14 protein-coding genes are annotated in these 18,792 nt (G+C 70.9%); 6 read left to right on the top strand and 8 right to left on the bottom strand.

Features of this window, described 5'->3' with window-relative positions:
- The first annotated feature begins 40 nt into the window (after positions 1-40).
- Both CRP56_RS48610 and CRP56_RS35550 read left to right on the top strand, forming a co-directional pair.
- Entirely contained in the window at positions 41-172 is a 132-nt protein-coding gene (locus CRP56_RS48610) for an LPFR motif small protein (protein ID WP_252100555.1), read from the top strand.
- 80 nt (positions 173-252) lie between these two features.
- On the top strand, positions 253-2,604 hold the full coding sequence (locus CRP56_RS35550) for a Tex family protein (protein ID WP_097271074.1): 2,352 nt from the start codon (positions 253-255) through the stop codon (positions 2,602-2,604).
- A 55-nt stretch (positions 2,605-2,659) separates the two neighbouring features.
- Here the strand turns inward: CRP56_RS35550 and CRP56_RS35545 are convergent, their stop codons facing one another.
- Together CRP56_RS35545 and CRP56_RS35540 are read right to left on the bottom strand one after the other, a co-directional pair.
- Positions 2,660-4,303: an ABC-F family ATP-binding cassette domain-containing protein gene (locus CRP56_RS35545; protein WP_097271072.1), complete on the bottom strand. Its 1,644-nt coding sequence runs from the start codon at positions 4,301-4,303 to the stop codon at positions 2,660-2,662.
- Positions 4,304-4,365: 62 nt separating this feature from the next.
- Positions 4,366-5,388: an oxidoreductase gene (locus CRP56_RS35540; RefSeq protein ID WP_097271071.1), complete on the bottom strand. Its 1,023-nt coding sequence runs from the start codon at positions 5,386-5,388 to the stop codon at positions 4,366-4,368.
- A gap of 66 nt (positions 5,389-5,454) precedes the next feature.
- Here CRP56_RS35540 and CRP56_RS35535 point away from each other — a divergent pair, with 66 nt between their 5' ends.
- Positions 5,455-6,405: an FAD-dependent oxidoreductase gene (locus CRP56_RS35535; RefSeq protein ID WP_097271069.1), complete on the top strand. Its 951-nt coding sequence runs from the start codon at positions 5,455-5,457 to the stop codon at positions 6,403-6,405.
- Between the two features lie 10 nt (positions 6,406-6,415).
- On the opposite strand, the gene CRP56_RS35530 is transcribed toward CRP56_RS35535, so the two are convergent.
- Together CRP56_RS35530 and CRP56_RS35525 are read right to left on the bottom strand one after the other, a co-directional pair.
- A complete protein-coding gene (locus tag CRP56_RS35530; protein WP_097271067.1) occupies positions 6,416-8,119 on the bottom strand; it encodes a BCCT family transporter in 1,704 nt (567 codons plus the stop codon).
- Positions 8,120-8,202: 83 nt separating this feature from the next.
- A complete protein-coding gene (locus CRP56_RS35525; protein ID WP_097271065.1) occupies positions 8,203-10,149 on the bottom strand; it encodes a Xaa-Pro dipeptidyl-peptidase in 1,947 nt (648 codons plus the stop codon).
- A 183-nt stretch (positions 10,150-10,332) separates the two neighbouring features.
- On the opposite strand from CRP56_RS35525, the gene CRP56_RS35520 reads away from it, so the two are divergent.
- The gene (locus CRP56_RS35520) at positions 10,333-11,841 is read left to right on the top strand and encodes a M1 family metallopeptidase (protein ID WP_179851198.1); all 1,509 of its coding nucleotides are present in this window, start codon (positions 10,333-10,335) and stop codon (positions 11,839-11,841) included.
- 137 nt (positions 11,842-11,978) lie between these two features.
- A complete protein-coding gene (locus CRP56_RS35515) occupies positions 11,979-12,866 on the top strand; it encodes an arginase family protein (protein ID WP_097271061.1) in 888 nt (295 codons plus the stop codon).
- Between the two features lie 195 nt (positions 12,867-13,061).
- On the opposite strand, the gene CRP56_RS35510 is transcribed toward CRP56_RS35515, so the two are convergent.
- From CRP56_RS35510 to CRP56_RS35500, 3 genes are read right to left on the bottom strand one after another with little or no spacing between them, the layout of a single operon-like run.
- Complete coding sequence (locus CRP56_RS35510; protein ID WP_097271059.1) at positions 13,062-13,550, bottom strand: F0F1 ATP synthase subunit B family protein; 489 nt, start codon at positions 13,548-13,550, stop codon at positions 13,062-13,064.
- Positions 13,551-13,569: 19 nt separating this feature from the next.
- Positions 13,570-14,049 carry a macro domain-containing protein gene (locus tag CRP56_RS35505; RefSeq protein WP_097271057.1) on the bottom strand — a complete coding sequence of 160 codons (480 nt, stop codon included), beginning with the start codon at positions 14,047-14,049 and terminating at the stop codon, positions 13,570-13,572.
- 40 nt (positions 14,050-14,089) lie between these two features.
- Positions 14,090-15,547 (bottom strand): amino acid permease, encoded by a 1,458-nt coding sequence (locus CRP56_RS35500; protein ID WP_097271055.1) that lies wholly within the window; start codon positions 15,545-15,547, stop codon positions 14,090-14,092.
- A gap of 249 nt (positions 15,548-15,796) precedes the next feature.
- Between CRP56_RS35500 and CRP56_RS35495 the strand changes: the two genes are divergently transcribed.
- Entirely contained in the window at positions 15,797-16,510 is a 714-nt protein-coding gene (locus CRP56_RS35495; protein ID WP_179851197.1) for a MerR family transcriptional regulator, read from the top strand.
- A 96-nt stretch (positions 16,511-16,606) separates the two neighbouring features.
- Here the strand turns inward: CRP56_RS35495 and CRP56_RS35490 are convergent, their stop codons facing one another.
- On the bottom strand, positions 16,607-18,787 hold the full coding sequence (locus tag CRP56_RS35490; protein ID WP_097271051.1) for a 3-hydroxyacyl-CoA dehydrogenase NAD-binding domain-containing protein: 2,181 nt from the start codon (positions 18,785-18,787) through the stop codon (positions 16,607-16,609).
- Positions 18,788-18,792 lie beyond the last annotated feature (5 nt).

Here is an 18,792-nt window from a genome sequence, read left to right as displayed (position 1 = left end):
GCCGTCCGGTCACCGTGGCCGGACGGGAAAGGAGACCCCCGTGTTCCGTGCCATCGCTGATGTACTGCGCCAGATCGGCGGCGCCATCGCCACCGTCGTGACGCTGCCCTTCCGCGCCCTGGCCCGGCTCTTCGGCGGAGCCTCGGGTTCCACCCGCAGTCGCCGGGCCTGATGGCCGCGCCCTGATCCCCGAGTGTCGGTGCCACCTGCCACAATTGCCGCGCAACCTCAGTGAGAAGGCGGTACGGGATCGTGACGACAGGCACCCCCATCGGCGTTGGATCCATCGAAGGAAGGATCGCCGAGGAGCTCGGCGTACGGGAGCGGCAGGTCAAGGCCGCCGTGGAGCTGCTCGACGGCGGTTCGACGGTGCCCTTCATCGCCCGCTACCGCAAGGAAGCGACCGAGATGCTCGACGACGCGCAGCTGCGCACGCTCGAGGAGCGGCTGCGCTATCTGCGGGAGCTGGAGGAGCGGCGGACGGCGATCCTCGACTCGGTGCGTGAGCAGGGCAAGCTCACCGAGGAGCTGGAGACGCAGATCCGCGGCGCCGAGACCAAGGCGCGCCTGGAGGACATCTACCTGCCCTTCAAGCCCAAGCGGCGCACCAAGGCGCAGATCGCGCGTGAGGCCGGGCTCGAACCGCTCGCGGAGGGCCTGCTCGGCGACCCGACGGTCGATCCGCTCGCCGCTGCCGCCGCGTTCGTCGACGCCGACAAGGGCGTCGCCGACCCGCAGGCCGCGCTGGACGGCGCCCGCGCGATCCTCACCGAACGCTTCTCGGAGGACGCCGATCTGATCGGTGACCTGCGCGAGCGCATGTGGGTGCGCGGGCGCCTCGCCGCGAAGGTGAAGGACGGCAAGGAGGAGGCGGGCGCCAAGTTCGCCGACTACTTCGACTTCTCCGAGCCGTTCAAGGAGCTGCCCTCGCACCGCGTCCTCGCGATGCTGCGCGGCGAGAAGGAGGACGTCCTCGACCTCGTCCTGGAGCCCGAGGAGCCCACGGACGGTCCTTCGTCGTACGAGGGGATCATCGCCCACAAGTTCGGCATCGCCGACCGTGGCCGCCCCGCCGACAAGTGGCTGAAGGACACCGTCCGTTGGGCCTGGCGCACCCGCGTCCTCGTGCACCTCGGCATCGACCTGCGGCTGCGGCTGCGGACGGCCGCCGAGGACGAGGCGGTCGACGTGTTCGCGAAGAACCTCCGCGACCTGCTGCTCGCCGCCCCGGCCGGCACGCGCGCGACGCTGGGCCTCGACCCGGGCTTCCGTACGGGGGTGAAGGTGGCCGTCGTCGACGCCACCGGCAAGGTCGTCGCCACGGACGTCATCTACCCGCACGTCCCGGCCAACAAGTGGGACGAGGCGCTCGCCAAGCTGGCCGTGCTCGCCGCCCGGCACTCGGTCGAGCTGATCGCGATCGGCAACGGCACGGCGTCCCGCGAGACCGACAAGCTCGCCGGTGAACTCATCACCAAGCACCCGGAGCTGAAGCTCACCAAGGTGATGGTGTCCGAGGCGGGCGCGTCCGTGTACTCGGCCTCCGCGTTCGCCTCGCAGGAGCTGCCCGACATGGACGTGTCGCTGCGCGGCGCGGTCTCCATCGCGCGCCGGCTCCAGGACCCGCTGGCCGAGCTGGTGAAGATCGACCCGAAGTCGATCGGCGTCGGCCAGTACCAGCACGACCTGTCCGAGGTGAAGCTGTCGCGTTCGCTGGACGCGGTGGTGGAGGACTGTGTGAACGGCGTCGGCGTGGACGTGAACACCGCGTCCGCCCCGCTGCTCGCCCGCGTCTCCGGCATCACCTCCGGGCTCGCCGAGAACATCGTCTCCCACCGCGACGCCAACGGGCCGTTCACGTCCCGTACGGAGCTGAAGAAGGTGGCCCGGCTCGGCCCCAAGGCCTACGAGCAGTGCGCGGGCTTCCTCCGCATCCGCGACGGTGTCGACCCGCTGGACGCGTCCAGCGTCCACCCGGAGGCGTACCCGGTCGTCCGGCGCATGGTGAAGACGGCCGGCCAGGAGGTCGCGTCCCTCATCGGCAACACGGGTGTGCTGCGCTCGCTGCGGCCGCAGGAGTTCGTGGACGAGACGTTCGGTCTGCCGACCGTGACGGACATCCTCAAGGAGCTGGAGAAGCCGGGGCGTGACCCCCGGCCCGCGTTCAAGACGGCCACCTTCAAGGAGGGCGTCGAGAAGATCTCCGACCTGGCGCCCGGGATGATCCTGGAGGGCGTCGTGACGAACGTGGCGGCGTTCGGGGCGTTCATCGACGTCGGTGTCCATCAGGACGGGCTGGCGCATGTGTCCGCGCTGTCGAAGACGTTCGTGAAGGACCCGCGCGATGTGGTCAAGCCGGGTGACATCGTCAAGGTGAAGGTGTTGGACGTCGACATTCCGCGCAAGCGGATCTCTTTGACGCTGCGGCTCGATGACGAGAAGGCTCCGCAGGGGCAGCAGGGTGGCGGGGGTGAGCGTCGGCAGCGGGGTGGGCGGCCGCCTCAGCAGCGCCAGCAACAGCGGCAGGCTCCGCCGGCTAGCGGTGCTATGGCCGACGCTCTTCGGCGTGCGGGGTTGCTGGACCCGAAGAACAAGGGGCGGTAGCGGTTGTGGGGAACTGCGGGCCGGTTGTGGCTGGTCGCGCAGTTCCCCGCGCCCCTTACGGCGTTTCGGTCACCTTGCCTGCACTGACCTCCAAGCGACGCGTCACCCTCACCGCGTCCAGCATTCTGCGGTCGTGTGTCACCAGGAGCAGCGTGCCCTCGTAGGCGTCCAAGGCCTGTTCCAGTTGTTCGATCGCCGGTAGGTCCAGGTGGTTGGTCGGCTCGTCCAGGACCAGGAGGTTGACGCCTCTGCCCTGGAGCAGCGCCAGCGCGGCGCGGGTGCGCTCGCCCGGTGACAGGGTCGCCGCCGAGCGCAGTACGTGGTCCGCCTTCAGGCCGAACTTGGCCAGCAGGGTGCGGACTTCGGCCGGTTCCGTGTCGGGGACGGCCGCGCCGAAGGCGTCCAGCAGGGTCTCCTCGCCGTGGAACAGCTTGCGGGCCTGGTCGACCTCGCCGACGAGTACGCCGGAGCCGAGGGAGGCCTGCCCGGCGGTCACCGGCACCCTGCCCAGCAGAGCCGCCAGCAGGGTCGACTTGCCGGCGCCGTTCGCGCCCGTCACCGCCACCCGGTCCGCCCAGTCGATCTGGAGGGAGACCGGGCCCAGCGTGAAGTCGCCGCGCCGCACCTCCGCGTCGCGCAGGGTCGCCACGACCGCCCCCGAGCGCGGAGCCGACGCGATCTCCATGCGCAGTTCCCACTCCTTGCGGGGTTCCTCGACCGCGTCGAGGCGTTCGATCATGCGCTGGGTCTGACGGGCCTTCGCGGCCTGCTTCTCGCTGGCCTCGCTGCGGAACTTGCGGCCGATCTTGTCGTTGTCGTTGTTCGCCTTGCGGCGCGCGTTCTTGACGCCCTTGTCCATCCAGGAGCGCTGCATCTGGGCCCGGTCCTGGAGGGCCGCCTTCTTGTCGGCGTACTCCTCGTAGTCGTCGCGGGCGTGCCGGCGGGCCACCTCGCGCTCCTCCAGGTAGGCCTCGTAGCCACCGCCGTAGAGGTTGATCTGTCCCTGGGCGAGGTCGAGTTCGAGGACCTTGGTGACCGTGCGGGTGAGGAACTCGCGGTCGTGGCTGACGACGACGGTGCCGGCGCGCAGGCCGCCGACGAAGCGTTCCAGGCGCTCCAGGCCGTCGAGATCGAGGTCGTTGGTGGGCTCGTCGAGGAGGAAGACGTCGTAGCGGGACAGGAGCAGGGAGGCGAGGCCGGCGCGGGCCGCCTGGCCGCCGGACAGGGAGGTCATCGGCTGGTCGAGGTCCACGGCCAGGCCGAGGGAGTCGGCGATCTCCTCGGCGCGCTCGTCGAGGTCCGCGCCGCCTAGGTCGAGCCAGCGCTCCAGGCTGGTGGCGTAGGCGTCGTCGGCGCCGGGCGCGCCGTCGACGAGGGCCTGGGTCGCCTCGTCCATGAGCCGCTGGGCCTCGGCGACGCCGGTGCGGCGGGCCAGGAAGGCGCGGATCGTCTCGCCGGGGCGGCGCTCCGGTTCCTGCGGGAGGTGGCCGACGGTCGCGGTCGGCGGGGAGAGCCGGAGCTCGCCCTCCTCCGGTGCGGTCAGCCCGGCGAGCAGCCTGAGCAGCGTGGACTTGCCCGCGCCGTTGGCGCCGACCAGCCCGATGACGTCACCGGGCGCGACGACGAGGTCGAGCCCGGTGAACAGGGAGCGGTCGCCGTGGCCGGCGGCGAGGTTCTTGGCGACGAGGGTGGCAGTCATCAGGGGATCGATTTTAGCGAGGCCGGCCGGTCGATCCGCCCCGGCTTCGCCGCGGCTCCCGGTCAGTGCGTCATCGCCTCCACCAGCACGCTCCCCGACGTCCGCGCCACCACGAACGCCTCCCCCTTCACCGCCCTCGCGTCCAGGGCGATCCGGTGCCGGCCCGCCTCCAGGACGCCGTCGAAGACCTCCTGGGCGTGGGTGCGGAAGAGCCGGTCGAGGCGGTACGCGGTGAGGCGTACCCGGCAGGGCGAGGTGACCTCGACGCCCGCCTCGCCGTCGGCGGCGACCAGGCGGGTCAGCCGGCGCTGTTCCTCGGGGCTGCGGTCGAGGGCGTGTTCGATCTGGGCGACGAGGAGGGGGACGATCGGGGCGAGTCCGTTCACGTAGGTCACGTCCACGCCCGCGCGGTCGAAGGCGCGGCGCACGGAGGCACGTTGCTCCTCGCCGATCGCCCGGCCGAAGGCGACGGCTCCGTAGCCGCGCAGTTCGTCGGCGGGGACGCCGTCGGCGTCGTGGGCGATGTCGGCGCCGATGCCGATGGTGCGCAGGGCGGCGGCGAGTTTGGCGAGGAGGGCGACGCGGGCGCCGATCAGCAGGACGCGGCGGCGTGGGTTCGCGGTGTCGGAGGTGAGCAGGGAGTCGAGGGCGGCGCGGTAGTCGGTGCCGCGGAACCGGAAGGGGCCGATGCCGTGGTAGCCGTTGAGCTCCAGGTCGGCCCGCTCGTCGGTCTGCCAGGCGAAGTCCCGCCAGATGTAGTCGGCGCCCTCCTTCTCGATGACGGCGGTGACGGCACCGCAGCCGAGGTCCTCGCACTCGGGGCAGCCGTAGATGACATAGCGCCCGTCCGGAAGCGGGGCGTCCGTCTCCAGCAGGAGGCTGCGGACCTGGGCGGTGAAGATCGAGGGTGGTACGTCCGAGGCGAGGGGGGAGACGGCGTCGAGGTCGGAGAGCTGGAAGAGCAACGGTCGCCCGTCGACGATGAAGTCCACGAAGTCGCGGTGGACTTGGTAGTCACCGTTGACGAGGACGCCACCGGCACGCATCGCCGGGGCCAGGCCGAAGGTCGCGTACTCGGCAGACATGCTGCGAGTATTCCCGCAGGAAGCGCCCTCTGAGCACGGCATGACACATTCCGCTACGTTTCGGTCGTGGACGGTGAGCTGAGCAGTGACGTCGTGGTGGTCGGCGGGGGCGTGATCGGGCTGACGACGGCCGTGGTGCTGGCCGAGCGCGGGCGCCGGGTGCGGGTGTGGACGCGGGACCCCGTCGAGCGGACCACCTCGGCGGTTGCCGGGGCGCTGTGGTGGCCGTACCGGATCAGGCCGATCGCGTCGGCGCGGGCGTGGGCGCTGCGCTCGCTGGACGTGTACGAGGAACTGGCGGCGGACCCGGACCGTACCGGCGTACGCATGGTCGAAGGGGTACTGGGCGAGGAGGAGCTGGACGACGGGTTCGACCGGCTGACCGCCCGGCTGCCCGGCCTGCGGGCGGTCACCGCCGAGGAGTACGCCGGGACCGGGCTGTGGGCGCGGTTGCCGCTGGTCGACATGGCGGCCCATCTGCCGTGGCTGCGGCGGCGGTTCGAGGACGCGGGCGGGGTGGTCGAGACGCGTACGGTGTCCGATCTGGCAGAGGTCGAGGCGCCCGTGGTGGTCAACTGCACGGGGCTCGGGGCGCGTGAGCTGGTGGCGGACGCGGCGATGGTACCGGTGCGGGGGCAGTTGGTCGTGGTGGAGAACCCGGGCATCCGGACGTGGGTGGTGTCGACGGGCGCCGACGGGGAGATGGCGTACTTCTTCCCGCAGCCGGGGCGGCTGCTGCTGGGCGGCACCGCGGTCGAGGGCGTGTGGTCGACGGAGCCGGATCCGGCCGTGGCCGAGGCGATCGTACGGCGGTGTGCGGCGCTGCGGCCGGAGATCGCGGGGGCGCGGGTGCTGGGGCATCGGGTGGGGCTGCGGCCGGCGCGGGACGCGGTCCGGCTGGAGCGTGAACTCCTGCCGGACGGGCGGGTGTTGGTACACAACTACGGGCACGGCGGGGCGGGTGTGACGGTGGCGTGGGGGTGTGCGGAGGAGGCGGCAAGCCTGGCCTCCCCCTGAACTGCCCTGCTCAGCCGTGGTCGTGGCCCAGCGGGTCGCCCTCCGTCTCCGTGCCCGGGCCCGGGCCGACCTTGATCTCGAAGTCGCCGTCGTACTTCTTGTGGCCCTCGATCACGGCGAGTTCGACGGCCTCGGAGCCCATCTCGCCGCGCACGATGACCGGGTCGCGGCGCAGGTCTCGCATGAGGGCGACACACATGCCGATCATCACGAGGACGAAGGGCGCGGCGGCGAGGATCGTGAGGTTCTGCAGGCCCGTGAGGGCGTCGCCCTGGCCGCTGCCGACGAGCAGCATGATGGCGGCGACGGCGCCGGTGACGATGCCCCAGAACACCACGACGAACCGGCCGGGTTCGAGGGCGCCCTTCTGGGAGAGGGTGCCCATCACGATGGAGGCGGCGTCGGCGCCCGAGACGAAGAAGATGCCGACCAGGATCATGACGAGCAGGCTGGTGGCGGTGGCGATGGGGAACTCCTGGAGCACGCCGAAGAGTTGGCCCTCGGGAGTGTTCTCGCCGGCGAGCGCGCCGCCCTCCTTCAGCTTCATCGCCGTACCGCCGAAGACGGCGAACCAGATCAGGCTGACCGTGCTGGGGACGAGGATGACGCCGCCGACGAACTGGCGGATGGTGCGGCCGCGGCTGATGCGTGCGATGAACATGCCGACGAACGGCGTCCAGGAGATCCACCAGGCCCAGTAGAAGACGGTCCAGCTGCCGAGCCAGTCGGCGACGCCCTTGCCGCCGCTCGCCTCGGTGCGGCCGGCGAGCTGGGGCAGGTCGCCGAGGTAGGAGAAGACCGAGGTGGGCAGCAGGTCGAGGACGATGATCGTGGGCCCGGCGACGAACACGAACACGGCGAGGATCAGGGCGAGCACCATGTTGGTGTTGGACAGCCACTGGATGCCCTTCTCGACGCCCGAGACAGCCGAGGCGACGAAGGCCAGGGTGAGCACGGCGATGATCGCGACGAGCAGTCCGGTGCTGACGTCGTCCATCCAGTCCAACTCCTGGAAGCCGGAGCCGATCTGGAGCGCGCCGAGGCCGAGGGAGGCCGCGGAGCCGAAGATGGTGGCGATGATCGCCAGGATGTCGATGACCCGGCCGACGCCGCCCTCGGCGTGCCGCTCCCCGATGAGCGGGGTGAACACGGCGCTGATGGTCTGGCGGCGGCGCTTGCGGTAGGTGCTGTACGCGATGCCGAGGCCGACGACCGCGTAGATCGCCCAGGGGTGCAGCGTCCAGTGGAAGAGGGTGGTCGCCATCGCCGTCTCCATGCGGTCACCGGAGTCGGCGGGGTTCGTGCCCGGCGGCGGGGTCGTGTAGTGGGCGAGGGGTTCGCTCACGCCGTAGAACATCAGACCGATGCCCATGCCCGCGCTGAACATCATCGCGACCCACGACACCGTGCGGAACTCGGGCTCCTCGCCCTCGGCGCCGAGGTGGATGCGGCCGTAGCGGCTGGCCGCGAGCCACAGTGCGAAGACCACGAAGCTGGAGGCGGCCAGCATGAAGGCCCAACCGCCGTTCTTGATCAGGCCGTTGAGCATCTTCGTCGAGACGCTCTCCAGCGAGTCCGTCGCCGTGGAGCCCCAGATGACGAAGGCCACGGTGATGACGGCGGTGACACCGAACACCACGCGGTCGGTGGTGTGGTCGCGGGGAAGACCTGCCGTGCCTTCCCCGCTACCCCTTTTCTTCACATCTTCCGTCATTCGCGGCACCTTCTCCCGAAACCCATGGATACGGCCTACCACAGGTACCGCGAATGACTCGGTTTTCAACCGTCGATGTCGGATTACTCCGGGACGCGCTGGAGGGATCGCGGCGCCTGGACGCCGTCGAGCTCCGTTGCCTCCGGTACGACGGTGGCGGCGCCGTCGGTGGCACGCGCGAAGGCCGGGGCGCCGCCGACCAGCGGAACGCGCGCCTTCGTGCGGGACAGGTCCAGCGTGAGGGTGGGCGTGGTGGACGGCGGGTCGATCAGGTCCTTGTCCGTGCCCGCGACGATCAGGGCGAGCCGGTGGCCGGCCGGGACGACGTGGTCGGTGGCGGCCAGGTCGAGGGTGATCGTGTATGCCTTGCCCGGGGTGAGCGGGACGCCCTTGCCGGGGTTCGCGTAGGTGCCGAGGTCGGCCCAGCCGCGGCTGACGACCTCGTAGTCGACGTCGGCGGTCTTGGCCTGGGTCACCTTGAAGCAGGCGCTGTCACCCGCGGTGCCGGCGCCCCAGCAGGTGCGGTCGGTGAGGGTGCTGATGCCTTCGCCGCTCGCCGCGTAGTCCCGGATGGTGTTCGGGCCGAGGTCCACGAGGACGGCGGAGAGGTGGGCCGTCGCGGTGGTGGGCGTGGCGGTGACGGTGACCTTGGAGGAGCCGGAGATGCGCAGGTCCTTGGTGAGCGCGCCAGTGGTGAAGCCCGCCTTGTCGGGGGTGGCGCTGTCGATCTGCGCGGCCCAGTCGGTCTCGCTCAGCGCCGGGTTGTCGGTGAAGGTCGCGGTGCCGGAGCCCTTGGCGAGGCCGAGGGTGCCGACGCCGGGCTGGGTGCCCTGGGCGGGGCGCAGCGTGGCGGTGGCGGTGCCGCGCGGGGGCCAGACCTTCGACGTCACCCACTGGTCGGGGTGGCGTTCGATGTCGGCCATCGGCTCGCGGTCGATGCCGTTGTCATAGCCGAGGAGTTCGTGGTCGAACCAGCGGTGCAGGGTGTCGACCCAGGTGGCGCGGCGGAAGTCGAAGGGGTCGACGTGGCCGGTCTGGGAGAGCCAGATCTTGCGCTCGACGCCGTTCTTGGCCAGCGCGTCCCACCACTGGCCGAGGTGCTTCATACGGACGTTGAGGTCCTGCTGGCCGTGGATGGCGAAGACGCTGGCCTTCACCTTGCGCGCGTCCTTGACGTAGTCGCGCTCGGTCCAGAAGCCCGTCCAGTCGCCGGTGCGCGGGGCGCCGTCGACGATCTTCTGCTGGACGGCGGCGCACTTGGCGCGGGCGTCGGGGCTGTCGACGTAGTCGGAGAGCCAGTCGGGGCCGGAGTCGTAGAGCGGGGCGCCCTGCTGGAAGTAGTAGTCGTACCAGGAGGAGATGGCGCTGATCGGGACGATCGTCTTCAGGCCCTTGACGCCGGTCGCGGCGACGCCGTTGGCTATGGTGCCGTCCCAGCTCTTGCCGATCATGCCGGTCGCGCCATTGGTCCAGGTGGCCTTGGCCGTTGTGGTGCCCGTACGGCTGGTGTACGCCTTGGCGCGGCCGTTGAGCCAGTCGACGACGGCCTTCGCGGAGAGGATGTCCGAGCGGCCGCCGACGTCCACGCAGCCGTCGGAGCGGTTGGTGCCGGCGAGGTCGACGCCGACGAAGGCGTAGCCGCGCGGCACGAAGTAGTTGTCGTAGAACAGCGGCATCTGGACGACGTTGCCGCTGGTGTCGTAGGTCTTCTTCTGGCTCTCGTTGCCGCGCCCGCAGCAGGAGTAGTACGGGCTGGCGTCCATGATGACCGGAACCTTGCGGCCCTGTTGGGCGGGTTCGCGGGGGCGGACGATGTCGACGGCCACGCGGTCCTTCTTGCCGTCGCCGTCCCCGTCGAGGCCGGTGTCCACCCAGACGGCCTCGCGTACGGCGTCGGCGTAGGAGTAGACGGGTTGGCTCTCCCGCGGCTTGGCCTGTGCGGCTGCGGGGGTGAGGAACGTGGCCAGCAGGGCGGCGGTGGCCGCCGTCGCGAGCGGTCTCCAGATCGTGAAGCGCGTGCGTATCGGCATGGCGCGGACGGTACATGGGTCAACTCCTGTGCAAAAGGGGGCCGTTCGACGCGTGCGGTGCGTGGGAGCGCTCATGACGGCCGAATGGCGATCGTGTGACAGGAGGGGGCGTGGACACGCCTGGGTCCACAGGTGATGAATAGGCTTCGAACAGACTTCGTGCCCCTACGACTTGGAGCTTTCGTGCACCGCAGAATCATCGCGCCGGGCGCACTCGCTGCCGCGTCCGTCCTGCTGGCGATCCCGGCATCGGCCGCGAGCTACTCCCCTGGCGCCCCGGGCATCGGCGATCCCTACTACCCGGCCTACGGCAACGGCGGATACGACGTCTCCCACTACGACCTGCGGCTGAAGTACCAGCCCGCGACGGACGAGTTGGAGGGCACGGCCACCCTTCTGGCCCGCACCACACAGGACTTGTCCCGCTTCAACCTGGACTTCCTGCTGGAGGTCTCCGAGGTGCGGGTCAACGGCGCGAAGGCGTCGTTCACCACGTCCGGCGAGCACGAGCTGGAGATCACGCCGAAGTCGCCGTTGCCGAAGGGGACTTCGGTGACGGTCGTGGTCCGCTACAGCGGGGTGCCGTCGTCGAAGCAGGCGTACGGATTCACCAGCTGGCACCGCACTCCGGACGGCGGCGTCGGCGCCAACGAGCCCGAGTCGGCCTGGTGGTGGTTCCCGAGCAACGACCACCCGCTCGACAAGGCCACCTACGACGTGTCCGTGCTCGTGCCGGACGGCAGCCAGGCCATCTCCAACGGCACGCTCCAGTCGACGAGTTCACGCCTCGGCTGGACCCGCTGGAACTGGCGCTCCGACAAGCCGCAGGCCACGTATCTCGCGACGCTGGCCGTCGGCAGGTTCGACATCACGACCGGGACGACCGAGAGCGGGATTCCGGTCATCAACGCCTACAGCAAGGATCTCGGCGCCAACGACGGTGCCGCGCGGGCCAGCATCGAGCGGACCGGGGAGGTCGCCGACTGGCTGAGCGAGTACTTCGGGCCGTACCCCTACAACGCGCTCGGCGGGTACGTCCCCGACACCACCACCGGGTACGCGCTGGAGACCCAGACCCGGCCGTACTACAGCCCGCGGCAGTTCGCTAACGGCTCCAACGTGTCGGTGGTCGTGCACGAGCTGGCCCACCAGTGGTACGGCGACCTGGTGTCGGTGTCCGGCTGGAAGGACATCTGGATCAACGAGGGCTTCGCGCGGTACGCGCAGTGGCTGTGGTCCGAGCACGAGGACGAGGGCACCGCGCAGGAGCTCGCGGACTACGTGTACGCCTCGCACCCGGCCGACGACCCGTTCTGGACGGTGAAGCCCGGTGACCCGGGGCCGGACAACCAGTTCGACATCGCCGTCTACGACCGGGGCGCCCTGGCGATCCAGGCGCTGCGGAACGAGATCGGCGACGACGCGTTCTTCGCGGTCCTGAAGGGCTGGCCGCAGAAGTACGCGTACGGCAACGCCTCGGTCGCCGACTTCCAGAAGTACGCGGAGGACGTGTCCGGGCAGTCGCTGTCGGCGCTCTTCGACACCTGGCTGTTCCAGCCGACGAAGCCGGCCGCACCGGCGGCGCGGGCCGCCTCGATCGCGAAGGCTTCGGCCGCGGGGGCTTCGGCCGCTCCGCGGCAGCCGAAGTCGTGGAAGAAGATCGCGGCGACGAACGACGTGCACGAGCACTAGAACGGGTACTCGGAAGGCGGCGTGGGGCGCCTCGCCGGACGTGGGCGCTGCTGCGCTCCGCGCCCTGTCGCGGTCTACGGTGGGCCCACGTCGCCGGACGCGTGGGCCGACCGGCGCCGCCTGATGAGGGAGTCGGAGTGCGGGACGTCGCGATCATCGAGGCACCGTCCGTGCTGGGGCTGCGGCCGACCGGCGTCGAGGAGCTGCCCAGAGCGCTGCTCGACGCGGGTCTGGCCGACGGCCTCGGCGCGGCGGGGGCGGGCAGGGTGGAGACCGGCCCGTACGACCCGGAGCGGGACCCGGAGACGGGGGTGCTCAATCCGGCCGGGATCGCCGAGCACGCGGTACGGCTGGCGGACGCGGTGGGCGGGGTGCTGGACGACGGGCGGTTCCCGGTGGTGCTGGGCGGCGACTGCAGCGTTCTGCTCGGCAATCTGCTCGCGCTGCGCCGCCGGGGGCGTCACGGCCTGCTGTTCCTCGACGGCCACACCGACTTCTACCAGCCCGAGGCGGACCCGGTGGGTGAGGTCACCTCGATGGAGCTGGCCCTGGCCACGGGGCGCGGGCCCGCGGTCCTCGCCGATCTGGAGGGGCTGGGGCCGCTGGTGCGGGACGAGGACGTCGTCGCGCTGGGCTTCCGGGACCAGGCGGAGATGGCGGTGTTCGGGGTGCAGCCGCTGCCGGAGGAACTCCACGCGCTGGACCTCGACCGGGTGCGGGAGCTGGGGGCGGGTGCGGCGGCGCGGCAGGCGGTGGAGGCATTGACGGGTGGGGGCGGCGGCGCCGGGTACTGGGTGCATCTCGACGTCGATGTGCTGGACGACGCGGTCATGCCCGCCGTGGACCACCGGCTGGACGGTGGGCTGAGCTGGGAGGAGCTGGAGACCGTCCTGCGCACGGCGCTCTCCGATGCCGGTGCGGTTGGGCTGGACGTCACGATCTTCAACCCGCGGCTCGATCCGGACGGGAGCATCGCGAGCCGGCTCACGGAGTGCCTGCTACGGGTGTTCGCGGCACGCGGCTGATCCGGTTACCGAGGGTGTTCGCCGCGCCGCGCGTGTCGGCGCCCGGGACGGACGCTCACGGGGCTCATCCCTGAGGGGACCTCCGGACCTCCGCCGTACTGTGCGCGCCGCTCTCGGGACCGCACAGGGAATCCGTGCGGTGCGCGTCGAGACCTGCGGGGACCGGCTCGCGATGCGCACCGCTCCGCGCCCCGTTCACCACGCGTCCGCCGCGCGCGTCGGCGCGTCCGGGCCCACCGGCTCCCCCAGCACCCGGCTCGCCAGGTCCGCCGCCAACTCCGGGAGATACTCCTGGAGTCCGGCTCGCGCGGCGGCCAGGTCGGAGTCGATGCGGGCGGCCGCCTGAACGAGGAGCTCGTCGCGTTCGCGTATGCCTTCGGCGCGGGCCTCGGCGATGAGCGCGGCGCCCTCCGCCTCGGCCCGCTGGCGGGTACGGGCCGCGTCATGGCGGGCGTCGGCGAGCTCGGCCTCGATCTCGGCGCGCTTCTCCTCGGCCAGCGCGCGCAGCCGCTCGGCCTTCCCCATGGCCCCGTCCGTGGCCTGCTCGCGCGCCTCCAGGACCCGGTTGATCCGGCGCAGCAGCGGGACCAGGCAGAGGAAGCAGACGGCGAACAGCACCACCCCGACCGCCAGATCCTGGACCTGGGGGTTCAGCGGGCCGATCTTCACCGGAATGAGGTCCATGCCGCCTCCTGCCGTCCCGTCAGTCGCCGTGGTCGTAGACCGTGACGGCGATCCCGCGTCGTACGAGCCGCTCGGCGATCAGCGGTTCGACGCGGGACCACTTGCCCCCGGCCAAACCGCACCCTATCCGGGGCAGGTGGACCGAGGCCCCGAGTTCCACGGCCTTGTCGGCCAGCCGTCCCAGCGCCGCGTCGATCGCCTCGTACCGCACGGGGACGCCCTTGCTGCCCGTGCGGATGCCGCGCTGCCCGACCAGGTTGGCCACCCAGACGTAGGGCTCGACCTGGACGAACTGGGCCGCACCCAGCCCGAAGTCGTTGCCGGACCGGCCGCGGTGCCAGGCGCGGTACGCCGCCTCCGGCTCCGGCCAGCGGCGCGACAGCGCCAGCACGAAGCCCTTTCCCCATCCCCCGATGTCGTTGCAGACATGGGCGATCACCTTGACGCCCTTCACCGACGGAACGGTGGCGTCACCCCGGACATACGTGATCCCCGACATGACGCCACCGTAGGGGCCGCCACTGACAACGGCCCCTGAATTACTCGGTGAGCCCGGTCAGCTCCCGGTCCGTCGTGCGCTCCACCCGACGCCGGACCGCGTACCAGCCGGCGACCAGCATCGCCGCGATCACCGGGATCAGCAGCAGGGTCTTGCGGCCGACCTCGGGGTCGTTCGCCATCATGCCGAGGCAGGCCAGCAGGAAGGCGATCGTGGCGATCTCCGTGACCGGGCTGAACGGCAGCCGGAAGGAGGGGCGGGTGACCAGGCCGGCCCGCGCGCGGCGCACGAAGACCAGATGGCAGACCATGATGATCACCCAGGTGCTGATGATGCCGAGGGAGGCGACGTTCAGCACGATCTCGAAGGCCTGGCTCGGCATGAGGTAGTTGAGGCCGACGCCGAGCACGCACACCGCGCAGGTGAGCAGGATGCCGCCGTAGGGGACCTGGCTGCGGTTCATGCGGGCGGTGAACTTGGGGGCCGAGCCCGCCGTCGCCATGGAGCGCAGGATGCGGCCCGTGGAGTAGAGGCCGGAGTTGAGGGACGACATCGCCGCCGTCAGGACGACCAGGTTCATCACGTCGCCCGCAGCCTCGACGCCGATCTTCGACAGGACCGTGACGAAGGGGCTCTCGTCGGCCGAGTAGACCGAGCCGGGGAGCAGGAGGGCGAGCAGGACGACCGAGCCGACGTAGAACAGGCCCACCCGCCACATGATCGAGTTCACCGCGCGCGGGACGACCTTCTCCGGCTCGGCGGTCTCGCCCGCGGCGACGCCGACCAGTTCCAGGGCGGCGTACGCGAAGATCACGCCCTGCATGACGAGGACGACCGGCATCAGGCCGTGCGGGAAGACGCCGCCGTTGTCGGTGATCACGTGCACGCCGGGGGTCGTACCGCCCACCTCGTGCTGGGTGGCCAGCAGGAAGATGCCGACCAGCATGAAGCCGACCAGGGTGGCGACCTTGATGATCGCGAACCAGAACTCCATCTCGCCGAAGATCTTCACCGAGATCAGGTTCACGGCGAGGACGACCGCGAGGGCGATCAGGGCCAGCGTCCACTGCGGGATGTCGGTGAACAGACTCCAGTAGTGCGTGTAGAGCGCGATCGCGGTGATGTCGGCGATGCCGGTCGTCGACCAGTTCAGGAAGTACATCCAGCCGGCGACGTAGGCGCCCTTCTCGCCGAGGAACTCGCGCGCGTACGACACGAAGGACCCGGAGGACGGGCGGTACAGGACGAGTTCGCCGAGCGCCCGGACGACGAAGAAGGCGAAGATCCCGCAGACCAGGTAGGCGATCGCGAGCGCCGGGCCGGCGTTGTGGAGGCGTCCTCCGGCGCCGAGGAAGAGGCCGGTGCCGATCGCGCCGCCGATGGCGATCATGTTGACGTGGCGCGCCTTGAGGTCCTTGCTGTAGCCGGCGTCACCCGCGTCCGCGGGCGTCCGGGCCGCCTCGGTGGCTGTTGCCGTGTCCACGGCGTCCTTGCTCACAGGTGGTACCACTCTCTGGTGCTGGGGGCGCCCGAGCGGGTCGCGCTCGGTGTCCTGACGTACGGATGGCCTGTGCGCTCGGGTGGAGGCACAGACCAAGGGGCCACCTTCCCCCGAACCACGCGGGTCACGCGGTGGCGGACCTCACACAGCGGGGCATGTCACAGGAGCGGGGCGGGTGTGCGCGAGTGATCGAGAAGGGTGCGCGCGAGGTTTCACAGCACTGGTGAGACAGCGATACTGCTGCACATGACGACCGACACCGGGAAGCCGACCCTCACCGTCGATGAGCTGGCGGCGCGTGCGGGCGTCACGGTCCGCACCGTGCGCTTCTACAGCACCAGGGGGCTGCTGCCGCCGCCGGTGATCGGCCCGCGCCGCGTGGGCCACTACGGCAGGGAGCACCTGGCCCGGCTGGAGCTCATCGAGGAACTCCAGCACCAGGGGATGACGCTGGCCGCGATCGAGCGGTATCTGCGGCAGCTGCCGGCCGACCTGAGCCCGCACGACCTCGCGATCCACCGCGCGGTCGTCGCGTCCTGGGCGCCCGACACCGTGGAGTCGGCCGACCGGCCGGAGCTGGAGGAGCGGGCCGGCCGGCGGCTGTCCGAGGAGGACATCGAGCGGCTCGCGGCGATGGGCGTCGTACAGCCCGACGGCGACGGCTACCGCTTCGACGCGGGGCTGCTGCGGCTCGGCGTGCGGCTGCTCGACGTACCGCTGTCCCAGGAGTCGATCCTCGCGGCGCGGAACGTGCTCGTGGAGCACGCGCGCGTGGCGGCGCACGAACTGGCGGAGCTGTTCCGCGGCGAGGTGTCGGAGCGGGACACCGAGGACGTGCGGTCGCTGTCGGCCCACATGCACCCGATCGTGGTGCAGGCGCTGCTGACGACGTTCCAGCGGTCGCTCAGGGAGGAGCTGCGCGGGTGGGGTGTCACGTCACAGGTGGGCGGACCCTCCTGACACGTTGAAGGCGCTGCTCTCTCGGTGGGGACGGGGCCTGGTCGCAGGGCACCGTCCCCACCGAGGGGCAAGCGGGTCGTGTCGCTCAGCGGTACATCACCGCGCGTCCGTGAACGTCTCCCCCTTCTCCGCCTTCTCCACCAGCAGCGCCGGCGGCGTGAACCGGTCGCCGTACCGCTCGGCCAGCTCGCGCGCGCGGGCCACGAAGCCGGGCAGGCCGCCCTCGTAGCCGTTGATGTACTGGAGCACGCCGCCGGTCCAGCCCGGGAAGCCGATGCCGAAGACGGAGCCGATGTTGGCGTCGGCGACCGAGGTCAGAACGCCCTCCTCCAGGAGCTTCACGGTGTCGAGTGCCTCGGAGAAGAGCATGCGTTCCTGCATGTCCCGGAAGGGGATCTCGGCGCCCTCGCGGGTGAAGTGCTCGCGCAGGCCCGGCCACAGGCCGACGCGCTTGCCGCTGTCGTCGTAGTCGTAGAAGCCCGCGCCGCCGCTGCGTCCCGGGCGGTCGAACTCGTCGACCATACGGTCGATGACGGCCTCCGCGGGGTGCGTCGGCCAGGTGCCGCCCGCCTCCTCGACGGCCCGCTTGGACTCGTTGCGGATCTTGCGCGGGAGCGTGAGCGTCAGTTCGTCCATCAGGGACAGGACCTTGGCGGGGTAGCCCGCCTGGGCCGCCGCCTGCTCGACCGACGCGGGCTCGATGCCCTCGCCGACCATCGCGACGCCCTCGTTGATGAAGTGGCCGATCACGCGCGAGGTGAAGAAGCCGCGCGAGTCGTTGACGACGATCGGCGTCTTCTTGATCTGCCGGACCAGGTCGAAGGCGCGGGCCAGCGCCTCCTCCCCCGTCCGCTCGCCCTTGATGATCTCGACGAGCGGCATCTTGTCGACCGGCGAGAAGAAGTGCAGCCCGATGAAGTCGGCCTGGCGCTCCACGCCCTCGGCCAGGGCGGTGATCGGGAGGGTGGAGGTGTTGGAGCACAGCAGGGCGCCCGGGGCGACGATCTGCTGGATCTCCTGGAAGACCTTGTGCTTGAGCTCGGGGTTCTCGAAGACGGCCTCGATCACCGCGTCGCACCCGGCGACGTCCTGCGGGTCGGCCGTGGGCGTGATGCGGGCCAGCAGCACGTCGGCCTGCTCCTGGGTCGTACGGCCCCTGCTCACGGCCTTCGCGCACAGCTTCTCGGAGTAGGCCTTGCCCTTGGCCGCCGCCTCCGCGGACACGTCCTTCAGGACGACGTCGATGCCCGCGCGGGCGCACGAGTACGCGATGCCCGCGCCCATCATCCCGGCGCCGAGAACGGCGACCTTGGTCACCTGGCGCGGCTCGATGCCCTTGGGGCGGTTGGCGCCGGAGTTGACGGCCTGGAGGTCGAAGAAGAACGCCTGGATCATGTTCTTCGAGGTCTGCCCGGCGGCCAGCTCGACGAAGTACCGGGCCTCGATGACCTGCGCGGTCTCGAAGTCGACCTGGGCGCCCTCGACCGCCGCGGCGAGGATGTTGCGCGGGGCCGGGTAGGGCGCGCCGCCTGTCTGCTTGCGCAGGTTGGCCGGGAAGGCGGGCAGGTTGGCCGCGAACTTGGGGTTGGCCGGAGTGCCGCCGGGGATGCGGTAGCCGGGCTTGTCCCAGGGCTGCTGCGACTCCGGGTTGGCCTCGATGAAGGCGCGCGCCTTGGCCAGCATCTCCTCCTGGGTGGCGGCCACTTCGTGGACCAGGCCGTTGTCCAGGGCGCGCCGCGGGCTGTACTGGGTGCCCTGGAGCAGCACCTTCAGCAGGGCGTCGGTGATGCCGAGCAGGCGGACCGTGCGGGCCACACCGCCGCCGCCCGGCAGCAGGCCCAGGGTGACCTCGGGGCAGCCGATCTTGGAGCCCGGCGCGTCGAGGGCGACGCGGTGGTGGCAGGCGAGGGCGATCTCGAAGCCGCCGCCGAGGGCCGCGCCGTTCATCGCGGCGACGACCGGCTTGCCGAGGGTCTCGATGCGGCGGAGGTTGCGCTTGATGGCGAGGCCGCCGTCGAACAGCTCCTGTGCGGTCTCCGGGGTGACCCGGATGAGGTCGCGCAGGTCGCCGCCCGCGAAGAAGGTCTTCTTGGCGGAGGTGATGATGATGCCGCGGATGGAGTCCTTCTCGGCCTCCAGGCGGTCGGTGACGTGCGCGAGGGAGTCGCGGAACGCCTGGTTCATGGTGTTCGCGGACTGGTCGGGGTCGTCGAGGACGAGCGTGACGACGCCGTCGCGGTCCTGCTCCCAGCGGATGGTCGTGGACTGAGTGCTCATGTGGA

The organism is Streptomyces sp. TLI_55 (genome assembly GCF_900206255.1).
Classification (GTDB): domain Bacteria; phylum Actinomycetota; class Actinomycetes; order Streptomycetales; family Streptomycetaceae; genus Streptomyces; species Streptomyces aquilus.
This window is presented reverse-complemented; position numbering and strand designations above follow the sequence as displayed.